The following is a 12154-nucleotide window of genomic DNA, read 5'->3' on the forward strand; positions in this document are numbered from 1 at the left end:
TAGGAGCGCGTCGTACGCACCGACTGTGCCGTCTCACACCCGCTTGAGCTGCCCCCACGTGTGGGACTGCATCGGGTTGCCGTCGTAGGCCATGTCGTACGCGTACATCAGGTCGCCGTCGACGAGGCCGTACATCCGCTGCGCCGCGGTGAGCTCGGTCGCCGAGGTCGTTCGCGCAATCAGGTCGGTGCTCATGGTCAGGCGCGGCCCTTCGATCGTGCCGTACCAGATCTCCGCGTACCCGGTGGGATGCGCCAGCACCATCTCGGCGTCACCCTCGCCGCCGGGGCGGATGAACCCGGTCTCGATCGGCCCCGGGCCGGTACGTTCGCCGTCGTCGTCGGTCAGCCACGACTGGCTGAAGTAGTGCAGGAACGGCCGGGTGTCGTGCGCGAACACCACGTCTTGTTCGAAGGTGAACGGGTCCATACCCGGGTACTCACCGCGGCCATTGCCGTGCCACGGACCGAGCAGCCACGCGTACGCCATCAGATCGGGATGCAGGTCCTGCGGGATTTCGAACGCCATGGTGGGCCAGCCTAATAGCGAGCGGCCCCGCGCGTACCGTCGGCGCATGGGGCCTGCTCAGGCACTCGTGGACTGACCTCGGCACAATATGCTCATGCGAGCCGTCGTACAGCGGGTGACCCGCGCCAGCGTGACCGTCGACAACGAGGTCGTCGGCGCCATCGACGAGCCTGGCCTACTCGTACTTCTCGGCGTCACCCACGATGACGGGCGCGAGCAGGTCGAGCGGCTCGCAGCCAAGGTATGGAGCCTGCGGATCATGCGCGACGAGCGGTCGGCGTCCGATCTCGGAGCACCGATCCTCGTCGTGAGCCAGTTCACGTTGTACGGCGACGCGCGGAAGGGGCGCCGCCCGACCTGGAACGCCGCGGCACCCGGCGAGGTGTCCGAACCCCTGTACGAAGCGTTCTGCGAACAACTACGTTCGCTCGGCGCTAAGGTGCAGTCGGGAACCTTCGGGGCGCTGATGGCCGTTGAACTCGTGAACGACGGGCCGACCACCTTGATCCTCGACGCGTGACCACGAACCGGGCTCGCGGTCGAAGCATTTGGCTTGACCCGGCACAATGGTGTGCGGCCATAGGCGGTGCCACGGACTGCCCGGCGCCCGTACCCCGGACGAGCAGGAGCACATGAGCAGCCCACCAACGGCAGGGCCTGACACGGAGTCGCCCGACGACGCCGCGTCTGCGCCTGCCCAGGGCCGGCATCGTGCAGAGAAGACCAAAGGCTGGATGCGACGCCACAAGGTGATCTCGTCGCTGATCATCCTGGTGCTCGTACTGATCCTCGCCGTCGGCGGCTACGCCCTCTGGCTGTACCTCCAGCTCGGCAACATCGACCGCTTCGACGGTCTCGACGCCTCCGGCCGCCCCGACCCCGCCCCAGGCGAGGCGCTGAACATCCTCCTCCTCGGCGAGGACGGCGACGGCGACACGCAGCGCGCAGACACGATAATCCTGGCGCACATCGCCGAGGACCGCGAGAACGCCTACTTGGTCTCGATCCCGCGTGACAGTTACGTCGAGATCTACGACGAGCACAACGAGCCGCAGGGCATGAACAAGATCAACTCCGCGTACTCGTACTACAAGGAGGCCGGCGCCCAGGCGACCGTCGAGCAGCTCACCGACATTCGCATCGACCACGTCGCGAAGATGAACTGGGAGGGCTTCAAAGACCTCTCGACGGCGCTCGACGGGGTCCGGGTCTATGTTCCCGAGACGGTCTACGACTCCTCCCAGGAGATTCCTTGGACGAAGGGGTGGCACAACGTCGAGGGAAAAAAGGCACTGCAATACGTGCGCACCCGCCACGGCCTGGCCAACGGCGACTTCGACCGCATCGCGCGGCAGCAGAACTTCATGCGCTCGCTGATGAACAAGCTGATCAACGAAGGTCTGACCAGCCCGACGAAGCTGCCGGGCGTACTCAAAGCGATCACCAAGAACCTCGACGTGGACGACGGCTGGGAAACCGGCGATATTCGCGACCTCGCGTTCAACATGCGCGGCCTGAACAGCGACAACGTCCAGTTCCTCACCGCCCCGATGTCCGGCTACGACAACGACACCCCGGTAGGCAGCGTCGTGCTACTCGATAAGCGCAAGTGCCGGCAGCTGTGGGGCGCGGTCCGCGGCGACGGCAAGCTGACCGTCGAGGAGTACGCCAAGAAGTACAAGAAGGATGCCCTGTCCGACCCGAAGGACGTCAACTAGCCTCGACGACGTCGATGTCGCGGACCCGGCGCTTACCCTTCACTCGATCGAACGCCACCTTGAGTCGACCGTCGAAGCAGCCGCTCCAGTAGCGTGAGGTGGGCGACGACCCGGCCCCGCCGCCCCCGAGCGCCTTCTTGACCTTACGGAAGGTCATGTACGGGCGCAGTTTGCGCTTGATCGTCCGCTTCGAGATGCAGCCGCGCGTACCTTCAGCCTCAGCCCGGCTCGCATCGCTGCGGAATGCCGACTTCGCGGGCGGTGCCTCGATCTCGAAGACGCGCAGCTTGCCCTTCTTCTTCACCACGTACGCGGACAGGTCATACGAGCTGAAGCAGACATCCCAGACCCGGTAGGTGCCGGCCCAGTAGGTGCCCTTCTTGCCCAGGATCCGGTTGAGCCGCTTGACGCTGACGAAAACCCGCGCGCGCCGGACCTTCTTCTTTCCGATGCACTTACGTGCTCCTTGGTCACTCACGCTCGCCGCTGCGGACGGGCTTGCCGCCTGCTCGGGCTGGTGAGCCATTGAGCTCGGTTCGGCGGCCGACACACTTCCGCCGATCGTCATGACCAAACCGGTCGCCAATGCGACGGCGGTGCGAGTTATGCGCATCAGATTCTCCTCGCGTACGGAACGTCTGGCGGCCCAGTATGCACACGCACCGGCTCAGGCACGCAGAACGCCCGCCGCCTCGCGCGTGGCGAGAGCGGCGGGCGTTGCGGTGTGGCTCAGACGGCGACAGTCACCTCAGCGACGTTGCCCTGCTGCGCAACGACCGTACGGTCGACCGGCTCGACCCGCGGCGCGAGCGTACGCAGCGTCCACTGCCCCGGTGCCGCGAAGAAGCGGAACTGGCCGGTCGCCGACGTCGGCACCTCTGCGGTGAACTCGCCGCTGGAGTCGAGCAGCCGGACGTACGCGTTGCCAACGGGTTCGTCACCGGAGACGACGATGCCCTGGATGACGCTCTGCTTGCTCAGGTCGATGCCGTCGAGCGACGGTCCACCCTTGGTTGCTCCGCACATCACGCCGCTCCTCAGGCCTCGCCGGGCTCGTCGCCGAGCGCGACCGGCACGCCGATGAGCGAGCCGTACTCGGTCCACGAACCGTCGTAGTTCTTCACGTTGGGCTGCTCGAGGATCTCCTTGAGCACGAACCACGTGTGCGAGCTCCGCTCCCCGATCCGGCAGTACGCGATGATGTCCTGGTCGAAGTCGACACCCGCAGTGGTGTAGATCTCGCGCAACTCGTCGTCGCTCTTGAACGTGCCGTCGTCGTTCGCGGCCTTGCTCCACGGGATGTTCGCGGCGGTCGGGATGTGACCGCCACGCTGCGCCGCCTCCTGCGGGAGATGGGCCGGGGCGAGCAGGCGACCGGCGAACTCATCGGGGCTGCGTACGTCGACCAGGCTGCGCTTGCCGATCGCGTCGACGACCTCATCGCGGAAGGCACGGATCGAGGAGTCCTGCTCCTGAGCGGTGTAGGTCGTTTTGGCGCGCTCGGGCACCTCGTCGACGAGCTCGCGGCTGTCGAGCTCCCACTTCTTGCGACCGCCGTCGAGCAGCTTCACGTCGTCGTGCCCGTAGAGCTTGAAATACCAGTACGCGTAGGCGGCGAACCAGTTGTTGTTACCGCCGTACAGCACCACCGTGTCGTCGTTGGCGATGCCGCGGTCGCTCAGCAACGCCTCGAACTGGGCCTTGTCGACGAAGTCGCGGCGTACTGGGTCCTGGAGGTCTTCCTTCCAGTCCAGTTTGATCGCGCCCCTGATGTGGCCCTTGTCGTACGCCGTGGTGTCTTCGTCGACCTCGATCAGCACGACCTTGTCGTCGTCGAGGTGTTCCTCGACCCAGTCGGACGTGACGAGCGCAGATGCTCGGCTCATAGGATTCCTCCAAGATTTCTCGCCCGCTCCTGGGGCATATCGATAGTGGTAGTCGCCGCCGCATCGACATCCGCGTACGCGAATGGACTCAAAGAGCGGGGCTGATGGCCGAGAACGGCCCAAAATGCAGGCGTCGCCTGCTCAGTGCATTCGACACAGCGCCGAGCGCACGCGGCAGTGATCCACTGCGCGGCGCTTGGTCAGCAGCGTCGTGAACGGCATGTGCCCACAATACGTTTCGATCGCGACCGCCGAAGCGGTGTCTCACATCACGGACGCGCGTCTCTCATCGTGGCGCGTGTTCGACCTTGCCCCGCGAAATACCACGGGCCCATAGGAATCCCCGCCGCTACCCAGCAAGTTTGGTGGTGAGTGGCGCGGTTTGCTATGGGCCCGTGGTATTCCACGCGCCGTACGTAACCACCTGATCGGGGCAAGGTACGCGGATTCGAGTCAGAGTACGTAGAACTGCCCGACGAGGTACACCAGCGGACCGGCGAGGGCGAGCGGGAGTGCCGCCTCGAAACCGATCCGGCGCGCCGACTCCGGCGCCCAGCCGGCCGCGGCAAGGCGCCCGACGACGACCATCAATCCGGCGACGAGACCGATGGCGACGCCGAAGTCGGTGCTCATCCCGTCATCACCGACGTACCCGACGGCCCCCCCGGCGACTCCGGCCATCACGAACGCCACCGGCCCGAGGAGCCCACGCGGCCCCGGCACGAGCCAGCCGACCGCCGCGACCGCGGCACCGGCAGCGCCTGCGGCGACGATCGCCTCGCCGTCCGCCAGCGACGGCACGGTCACCCACATCGACATGCAGACGGCAAGCGCCGCCGACGCCGTTGCGTACGAGACGGACGCGACCAGCAGCTCTCGGCCGTCGCGGCGCGTCATCTGCATGAACAACGCGACCAGGACAGCGACCGCGATGCCGGGGCCGAGCCCCAACTGCAGCCCCGCCATCGAGCTGGACTCCTCGACCGCAGTCGTACCGTCGGCGCCGACGAGTGACCCCGGCCGCAGCATCAACGCCGTCGCGACGAGAGAACCCACGATCACCGGCAACAGCGGTCGCGCCGCGACGACACCGCCACGACGGTCCGTCGGCGCCGGGAGGGCCGCCATCAACAGCTGCCCGATCAGCACCGCGGCGCCCACCGCGTACACCGACGTGTAGCCCGCGAGCGCAACGAGGCCCGCGAGGACGACGGTCAGAACACTTGCCACTGTTCGATCGTGCCAGACACTTGACGTGCTCACCCGCCGGCGAACGGCGGCAGCAGCTCGACCGACGACCCGGCAGGTACGTCGACGGCCGACCGGTCGGCCGTCGTGACCGGTGTTTCGCCGATCAGCACCGAACACATGTCCATCACATCGTGGAGTCGTTTGTTGCCCGGGTACGCGGCGCGTACGGCGGCCAAAACGTCGTCCAAAGAGCCCGGCTCGACGCGCATGGAGTCCTGCCCAGCGGCCGCGCGAGCAGCCGCCCAGAAGCGCACGGTCACCTGCCCGCCTGCATCGCTGTCACTCACGTGCCTTATTCTGGAGCATGCAATGAGGCCCGGGCGCACAGCCCTGGGCCTTTCGTGCTTTCTGGAGGCAATCCGCATGTCGACCCTGCTCCTACTGACGAACAGTCATGAGTCGTCCGTGGAGGTGTTGCCTGCGCTCGCCCTTCTCCCCCACACCGTGAAGATCCTGCCGCCCGATCCGAGTGTGCTCGTCGACGCTCCACCGGTCGATGCCGTCATCATCGACGGCCGCCAGGAGCTCGCACACGTACGAGCCCTCACCCGGATGTTGCGTACGACCGGCTCCGACTCACCGCTGATCCTCGCGGTCACCGAGGGCGGGCTCGCCGTCGTCGCCGCCGACTGGGGCATGGACGACTTCATCCTCACCACCGCCGGGCCGGCCGAGCTGGAGGCGCGGCTACGCGTCGGCACCGGCCGTATGGAGGAGGAGCACGACGACCCCGAGTCGCATCTGATCAAGTCCGGCGGAGTCGTGGTCGACGACGTCACGTACACCGCGAAGCTCGACGGGCGCGTACTCGACCTCACCTTCAAGGAGTTCGAGCTGCTCAAGTACCTCGCCCAGCATCCGGGCCGGGTGTTCAGCCGCGAGCAGCTGCTGCAGGAGGTGTGGGGGTACGACTACTTCGGCGGCTCACGCACGGTCGACGTGCACGTACGCCGGCTCCGCTCCAAGCTCGGCGCCGACAAGGAGTCGCTGATCGGCACCGTACGCAATGTCGGCTACCGCTTCGTCGTACCCAACACCGAGACGAAGCGCACCAAGAACGTTCAGCGATCGCACTGACGGCTCCGGCGCGTACGGTGCCCGAGTGAGCACCGAGCAGGCCACTGTCGCGATCCTCGACGCCCTCGCCGGCGAGGCCGATCCCGTACGCGCCGAACGCGAGTCCACATACCTGAAGAGCACCCTGACACACCTGGGCGTACGGGTTCCGCTGATCCGTTCCATCACCCGCCGGGCGATGCGAGACCACGACGTGACCGAGCACGTCGACGTGTTGGCGCTCGCCCAGACGCTGTGGCGCGAGCCCGTCCACGAACACCGGATGGCCGCCGTCGAGGTGCTTCGCTACCGCGCCAAGACACTCGACCCCGACGATCTCGCGACCATCGAACGGCTGGTACGCGAGTCGAAGACCTGGGCGCTGGTCGACTTCCTGTCGTCAGACGTCGCCGGGGTCATCGCCGACACCTACCCGGACGCCGGTGCGGTACTCGACCGCTGGGCTCGAGACGACGACTTCTGGGTTCGCCGCGCCGCACTGCTCACGCTGCTCGTGCCCCTTCGCAACGGCGACGGCGACTGGCAACGCTTCGCCGCGTACGCCGACTCGATGTTGGACGAGCGCGAGTTCTTCATCCGCAAGGCGATCGGCTGGGTTCTCCGAGACACGGCCAAGCGGCGCCCGAAGCTGGTCGAAGACTGGCTGCGCGAACGCCCCGGCAGGGTGCCCGTCCTGGCCGTACGAGAGGCCGTCAAGCCGCTGCCCGAAGACGTACGCCCCGAGCTCATCGCCCGCGCACTCCGACGCTGACTGCCCCGGTACGTTGGTCCGGTGAGCAACCTGGACATCTCGGTCACCGACACCCTCGAGCCCGCAGCCGTCGAAGACGTCGACGCTCTCGTCAGCGCCGCGACCGACCACGACGGTGTCGCCCCGCTCAACGAGCAGTCGCTACTCCGCCTGCACGACGCTTCCGTACGCGACGCCGTGCACGTACGCGCGGTCGCAGACTCCGGCCTGGTTGGCTACGCGATCGGTGAGCTCGACGACGCACTGGTCATCGAATGCGTTGTCGCACCCGGCGCACGACGAGCCGGCATCGGCAGTGCACTCGTCGATGCCGTGGTCGACACGGCTCGTGGGCGGGAGGTCCGGGCATGGGCACACGGCGACCTGCCTGGCTCCGCCGAGCTCGCGACGAAGGCCGGGTTCACCCACGTACGAACGCTGCTGCGGATGGAGACACGGCTCGAGGAGACACTCGCCGAACCGTCCGCTCCGGACGGCGTCGTCTTCCGGACGTTCCGCCCCGGTGCCGACGACGAAGCCTGGCTCGCCCTCAACGCAAGGGCGTTCGCCGACCATCCGGAACAGGGGTCGATGACGCAGCACGACCTCGACCAGCGCATCGCGGCCGACTGGTTCGACGCCGACGGGTTCTTCCTCGCCGAGCGTGCCGGCGAGCTCGTCGGCTTCCACTGGACCAAGGTCGCCGACGGCATCGGCGAGGTCTACGTCGTCGGCGTCGATCCGGACGCCCAGGGCCTCGGTCTCGGCTCGGCGCTCACTCGGCTGGGGCTCGTACACCTGCAACGGCAGGGCATTCGTACCGTCGATCTCTACGTCGAGGGAGACAACGGTCCGGCCCTCGCCGTCTACGGGCGGCTCGGGTTCGAGACTGCTGCCCGCGATGTGATGTACGCGCGCCAACCCGCGACCTAAGCGGGTCGCACGCCACGGAGCAACGCGTCACCGGCGCGGCGCATCGCCGCCGGTCCGCTGCGGCCGACTCCGACCATGTTCGCGAACGAGTGGATCAGACCGCGTTCGCAGACGTACTCGACCTCCACGCCCGCGGCACGCATCGCGTCGGCGTAGGCCTCGCCCTCGTCGCGCAGCGGATCGAAGCCAGCTGTCACGACGTATGCGGGCGCGATGCCTTCGAGCTTGCCGTAGATCGGCGACAACCGTGGATCACTGACATCCGTGCCCTCGGGCAGGTACATCGCCTCGGCCTGGTCCATGTACCGCTTGCTGAGGTAGAAACCTGATGCGTACCTATGCCGGCTCGCCCGCTCGGTGCCGAAGTCGGTAGGCGGATAGATCAGCAGCTGGAAGACGGGGCCGCCCGAACCCACCCGCTCCTGAGCGATGACGGTCGCCAGGTTGGCGCCTGCACTGTCGCCGCCGACCGCGATGCACGACGGGTCGACGCCGAGCCCCTCGGCATTCGCGGAGATCCAGTCGTACGCCGCGAGCGCATCGTCAACGGCCGCGGGGAAAGGCGCCTCGGGCGCAAGCCGGTAGTCGACTGCGATCACCCGCACATCGGCGTGCTCGGCCAGGAAGCGGCAGACCGCATCGTGGCTCTCCAAGCCGCCGTACACCCAGCCGCCGCCGTGGTAGTAGACCAGCGCCGGGCCGATTGCGGTCACTCCGCGAGGCGTGTAGATCCGGATCGGGACCGGGCCCGCCGGACCTGCGAGCTCGCGGTCGACGACGCTGCCGACAAGCAGAGCGCCGCCGACGAGTCGGGCGCCCGACAGGAGTGCCCTGCGGCCGTGCGGCAGCGGACGGTCTTCGACGGCCGGGCCCTCGAGCCTCTGCAGCCTGAGGATCAACTGCATCTCCGCATCGAGCTCGACGCCCTCGCGTACGACGGGTCGGCCCCCGAGCAGGCGTACGAACGGCGTCGGAAGGGAGAGCAGACCGCGCAGAGCGCTGCCTTTCAGCTGCGCCGTGATCCGAGACAGAGACATGACGCATCAGGATAACGGTGCATCGGTCTTTACCGAACGTTCACCGACAGGTGCCATCATCGGACCATGTCCGTCGACGATCTCGCGCTCGATTCCACCGTCACCGATACCGATGCCTCGGTCGACACCAATCCTGCACGCGAGTCGTTCGATGTCGAGCCGCCGTACGACACCGCCGCCGGTGAGCTGCCAGAGGATCGCTTCCTCGATCGGGAGCTTTCGTGGCTCACGTTCAACGAGCGAGTGCTCGAGCTCGCCGAGGACCCCGACGTGCCGCTGCTGGAGCGGGTGCGGTTCATGTCCATCTTCTCCAGCAATCTCGACGAGTTCTTCATGGTGCGCGTCGCCGGCCTCAAGCGCCGCATTGCGGCCGGTGTTGCGGTTCGGGCGGCGAGTGGGCTGCGTCCGCGCGACGTACTCGAGTCCGGCCTGCGAACGAGCCACGACCTGATGCTGCGTCAGGGCGAGCTGTTTCGTACCGACATCGTGCACGCGCTCTCGACCGCGGGCATCCAGCTCGTACGGTGGGGCGACCTGAACGAGGCGGAACGCGACGACGCCAGCGCCGTCTACAGCGACCGCGTCTACCCGGTTCTCACCCCGCTGGCAGTCGACCCGGCGCATCCGTTCCCGTACATCTCCGGGCTCTCGCTGAACCTCGCCGTCGTGATCCGTAACCCCGAGACCGGTAAGGAGCACTTCGCGCGGGTCAAGGTGCCGCCGATCTTCTCCCGTTGGGTGGAGGTCGCTCCGGAGCGTTTCGTACCGCTCGAAGACGTGATCGCCGCACACCTCGACGTGTTGTTCCCGGGTATGGAGATCATCGCCCACCATGCCTTCCGCGTCACCCGCAACGAAGACCTCGAGGTCGAGGAAGACGACACCGAGAATCTCCTGAAGGCGCTCGAGCAGGAGCTGCTCCGCCGCAAGTTCGGGCCACCGGTACGCCTCGAGGTCGAGGACTCCATCGACCCGGAGATCCTCGACCTGCTCGTCAAGGAGCTCGGCGTCACCGACGCCGAGGTGTTCCGGTTGCCGGGGCCACTCGATCTACGCAGCCTCGGCGAGATCGCCGACCTCGACCGCTCAGAGCTCAAGTTCGAGCCGTACGTGCCCGCGACACATCCCGACCTGTCGGAGGTCGAGTCCGCCAGCCCGGTGAACATGTTCGCCGCACTCGCCCGGCGCGATGTGCTCGTCCATCACCCGTACGACTCGTTCGCCACGAGCGTGCAGCGCTTCATCGAGCAGGCCGCCGCCGACCCGCGCGTACTCGCGATCAAGCAGACGCTTTACCGGACCTCCGGCGACTCCCCGATCGTCGACGCATTGGTCGATGCGGCCCAGGCGGGTAAGCAGGTGCTCGTCCTCGTCGAGATCAAGGCTCGCTTCGACGAGCAGGCCAACATCGGCTGGGCGCGCAAGCTGGAGGAAGCCGGCTGCCATGTCGTCTACGGACTGCTCGGGCTCAAGACGCACTGCAAGCTCGCCCTCGTCGTACGCGACGAGCCGTCCGGGCTGCGGCGATACGCCCATATCGGCACCGGCAACTACAACCCCAAGACCGCGCGCGGGTACGAAGACCTCGGCCTGCTGACCGCCAACGACGAGATCGCGGGCGATCTCACCGATCTGTTCAACAACCTCTCCGGCTACTCGCGCAACACCGACTATGCGCGCCTGCTCGTCGCACCGACGGGCGTACGCGACGGACTGCTGGATCAGATCGGGTACGAAGTCGACAACCACCGTGCCGGGCGCCCGGCGGGAATCCGGCTGAAGGTCAACGCACTGGTCGACGAGACGATGATCGACGCGTTGTTCGAAGCATCGCGCGCAGGCGTGCCGATCGACATCGTCGCCAGAGGAATCTGCGCGCTGCGGCCCGGCGTACCCGGACTCTCCGAGACGATCCGCGTACGCAGCATTCTGGGACGGTTCCTCGAACACAGCCGCGTGTTCTGGTTCGCCGGTGGCGGTGAACCGCGCGCCTGGATCGGCTCGGCGGACCTGATGCACCGCAACCTGGACCGCCGGGTCGAGACCCTCGTACGTATCCCCAGCGCCGACCACGTCCGCGAGCTCGGCGAGCTGCTCGCGCTGGCGATGGCCGACACGACCGCCGCCTGGCACCTCTCCGCCGACGGCACCTGGCAGCGCCAGCACCTCGCCGACGACGGAACTCCGCTCGACGACCTGCAGGAAATGCTCATCGCCCGGGCGAAGGACCGCAAGGCCGACGCCGCGGCCGCCGCCCGGCGTACCTAGTGGCCAGACCAAATTTCGTGGCGGCCGCGCTTGTATCTATCACGCACAGGTACGAACCTATTGGAGCTATGCGTGATAGATACAAAACGTCGGCGGCCCAAACCGAGCAATCGACGGCTGACAGGGAGCTGACATGAGCAAGGTCGCGTGGGGATTCACCTGCTCGATCGACGGGTTCATCGCCGGGCCGGGGCACGATATGAGCTGGCTTGCCGCGGCGGAGCCGATGGCCGAGGGTACGACCGATCGCATGGCCGGCGCCGTCGCAGTGATCATCGCGGGTCGAGACGGGTACGACGCGGCGAAGGCACTGCAGGACGAGCGCGACGATCTGACCTCCGAGCCCTACGGCGGCGCGTGGTCCGGAACGGAGTTCATCCTCACTCATCGTCCGGAGGAGCTCGCGGATGACCCGACCGTCATCGCACTGAACTGTGACATCGTCGAGGCGATTCGGCGCGCACGTGAGCTCGCCGGCGACGGAGACGTGCAGATCATCAGCGCCGACATCGCCCGCCAGGCGCTGGAGCATGACCTCATCGACGAGTTGCAGGTCTACGTCGCGCCAATCTTCCTCGGCGACGGCATCCGGATCTTCGACGTACCGGGCGGGCGACGGGTTGACTGGGAGCTGGCGGAGATCGACGAGCAGAATCCCCGGAGCTTCGCGCGGACGTACCGCCCGAAGCGGGCGTAGTTCGGCGCCGTCCCCATTTGTATCTATCG

At 67.1% G+C, this 12154-nt stretch carries 14 protein-coding genes; 7 read left to right on the forward strand and 7 right to left on the reverse strand.

From position 1 onward, the window contains the following. Window positions 1–33 precede the first annotated feature (33 nt). Window positions 34–528, reverse strand: coding sequence for an FABP family protein (locus MU582_19650; GenBank protein UPK74625.1), 495 nt, complete (start codon window positions 526–528; stop codon window positions 34–36). Between the two features lie 94 nt (window positions 529–622). On the opposite strand from MU582_19650, the gene dtd reads away from it, so the two are divergent. Beyond that, the gene (dtd, locus tag MU582_19655; protein ID UPK74626.1) at window positions 623–1048 is read left to right on the forward strand and encodes a D-aminoacyl-tRNA deacylase; all 426 of its coding nucleotides are present in this window, start codon (window positions 623–625) and stop codon (window positions 1046–1048) included. Between the two features lie 112 nt (window positions 1049–1160). Continuing rightward, entirely contained in the window at window positions 1161–2246 is a 1086-nt protein-coding gene (locus tag MU582_19660; GenBank protein ID UPK74627.1) for an LCP family protein, read from the forward strand. Here the strand turns inward: MU582_19660 and MU582_19665 are convergent. The 5 genes from MU582_19665 to MU582_19685 all read right to left on the reverse strand — a co-directional run bounded on the left by MU582_19665 (window position 2239) and on the right by MU582_19685 (window position 5670). Beyond that, a complete protein-coding gene (locus MU582_19665; protein ID UPK74628.1) occupies window positions 2239–2859 on the reverse strand; it encodes a hypothetical protein in 621 nt (206 codons plus the stop codon). The genes MU582_19660 and MU582_19665 overlap by 8 nt on opposite strands. A gap of 116 nt (window positions 2860–2975) precedes the next feature. Further along, window positions 2976–3272, reverse strand: coding sequence for a DUF1416 domain-containing protein (locus tag MU582_19670; GenBank protein UPK74629.1), 297 nt, complete (start codon window positions 3270–3272; stop codon window positions 2976–2978). An 11-nt stretch (window positions 3273–3283) separates the two neighbouring features. Further along, window positions 3284–4132, reverse strand: a complete 849-nt coding sequence (locus MU582_19675; protein ID UPK74630.1) for a sulfurtransferase — start codon at window positions 4130–4132, stop codon at window positions 3284–3286. Between the two features lie 453 nt (window positions 4133–4585). Further along, window positions 4586–5362, reverse strand: coding sequence for a hypothetical protein (locus MU582_19680; GenBank protein UPK74631.1), 777 nt, complete (start codon window positions 5360–5362; stop codon window positions 4586–4588). Window positions 5363–5391: 29 nt separating this feature from the next. Beyond that, window positions 5392–5670 (reverse strand): MoaD/ThiS family protein, encoded by a 279-nt coding sequence (locus MU582_19685; protein ID UPK74632.1) that lies wholly within the window; start codon window positions 5668–5670, stop codon window positions 5392–5394. Between the two features lie 76 nt (window positions 5671–5746). Between MU582_19685 and MU582_19690 the strand changes: the two genes are divergently transcribed. The 3 genes from MU582_19690 to mshD are packed head-to-tail and all read left to right on the forward strand — an operon-like array spanning window position 5747 to window position 8123. Next, window positions 5747–6460 (forward strand): response regulator transcription factor, encoded by a 714-nt coding sequence (locus tag MU582_19690; GenBank protein UPK74633.1) that lies wholly within the window; start codon window positions 5747–5749, stop codon window positions 6458–6460. Window positions 6461–6485: 25 nt separating this feature from the next. Then, a complete protein-coding gene (locus MU582_19695) occupies window positions 6486–7211 on the forward strand; it encodes a DNA alkylation repair protein (GenBank protein ID UPK74634.1) in 726 nt (241 codons plus the stop codon). 21 nt (window positions 7212–7232) lie between these two features. Next, entirely contained in the window at window positions 7233–8123 is an 891-nt protein-coding gene (gene mshD / locus MU582_19700; GenBank protein ID UPK74635.1) for a mycothiol synthase, read from the forward strand. Here the strand turns inward: mshD and MU582_19705 are convergent. Next, window positions 8120–9160: an alpha/beta hydrolase gene (locus MU582_19705; protein ID UPK74636.1), complete on the reverse strand. Its 1041-nt coding sequence runs from the start codon at window positions 9158–9160 to the stop codon at window positions 8120–8122. The genes mshD and MU582_19705 overlap by 4 nt on opposite strands. 66 nt (window positions 9161–9226) lie before the next feature. Between MU582_19705 and MU582_19710 the strand changes: the two genes are divergently transcribed. Further along, window positions 9227–11428: an RNA degradosome polyphosphate kinase gene (locus MU582_19710; GenBank protein UPK74637.1), complete on the forward strand. Its 2202-nt coding sequence runs from the start codon at window positions 9227–9229 to the stop codon at window positions 11426–11428. A 133-nt stretch (window positions 11429–11561) separates the two neighbouring features. Further along, window positions 11562–12125, forward strand: coding sequence for a dihydrofolate reductase family protein (locus MU582_19715; GenBank protein ID UPK74638.1), 564 nt, complete (start codon window positions 11562–11564; stop codon window positions 12123–12125). Window positions 12126–12154: the final 29 nt, after the last annotated feature.

Source organism: Nocardioidaceae bacterium SCSIO 66511, from assembly GCA_023100825.1.
Classification (GTDB): Bacteria; Actinomycetota; Actinomycetes; order Propionibacteriales; family Nocardioidaceae; genus Solicola.

What these genes read in the sequence shown, in the direction of transcription:
- MU582_19650 (UPK74625.1), bottom strand. Translation starts at nt 528, where the DNA reads ATGGCGTTCGAAATCCCGCAGGACCTGCATCCCGATCTGATGGCGTAC.
- dtd (UPK74626.1), top strand. Translation starts at nt 623, where the DNA reads ATGCGAGCCGTCGTACAGCGGGTGACCCGCGCCAGCGTGACCGTCGAC.
- MU582_19660 (UPK74627.1), top strand. Translation starts at nt 1,161, where the DNA reads ATGAGCAGCCCACCAACGGCAGGGCCTGACACGGAGTCGCCCGACGAC.
- MU582_19665 (UPK74628.1), bottom strand. Translation starts at nt 2,859, where the DNA reads ATGCGCATAACTCGCACCGCCGTCGCATTGGCGACCGGTTTGGTCATG.
- MU582_19670 (UPK74629.1), bottom strand. Translation starts at nt 3,272, where the DNA reads ATGTGCGGAGCAACCAAGGGTGGACCGTCGCTCGACGGCATCGACCTG.
- MU582_19675 (UPK74630.1), bottom strand. Translation starts at nt 4,132, where the DNA reads ATGAGCCGAGCATCTGCGCTCGTCACGTCCGACTGGGTCGAGGAACAC.
- MU582_19690 (UPK74633.1), top strand. Translation starts at nt 5,747, where the DNA reads ATGTCGACCCTGCTCCTACTGACGAACAGTCATGAGTCGTCCGTGGAG.
- MU582_19705 (UPK74636.1), bottom strand. Translation starts at nt 9,160, where the DNA reads ATGTCTCTGTCTCGGATCACGGCGCAGCTGAAAGGCAGCGCTCTGCGC.
- MU582_19710 (UPK74637.1), top strand. Translation starts at nt 9,227, where the DNA reads ATGTCCGTCGACGATCTCGCGCTCGATTCCACCGTCACCGATACCGAT.
- MU582_19715 (UPK74638.1), top strand. Translation starts at nt 11,562, where the DNA reads ATGAGCAAGGTCGCGTGGGGATTCACCTGCTCGATCGACGGGTTCATC.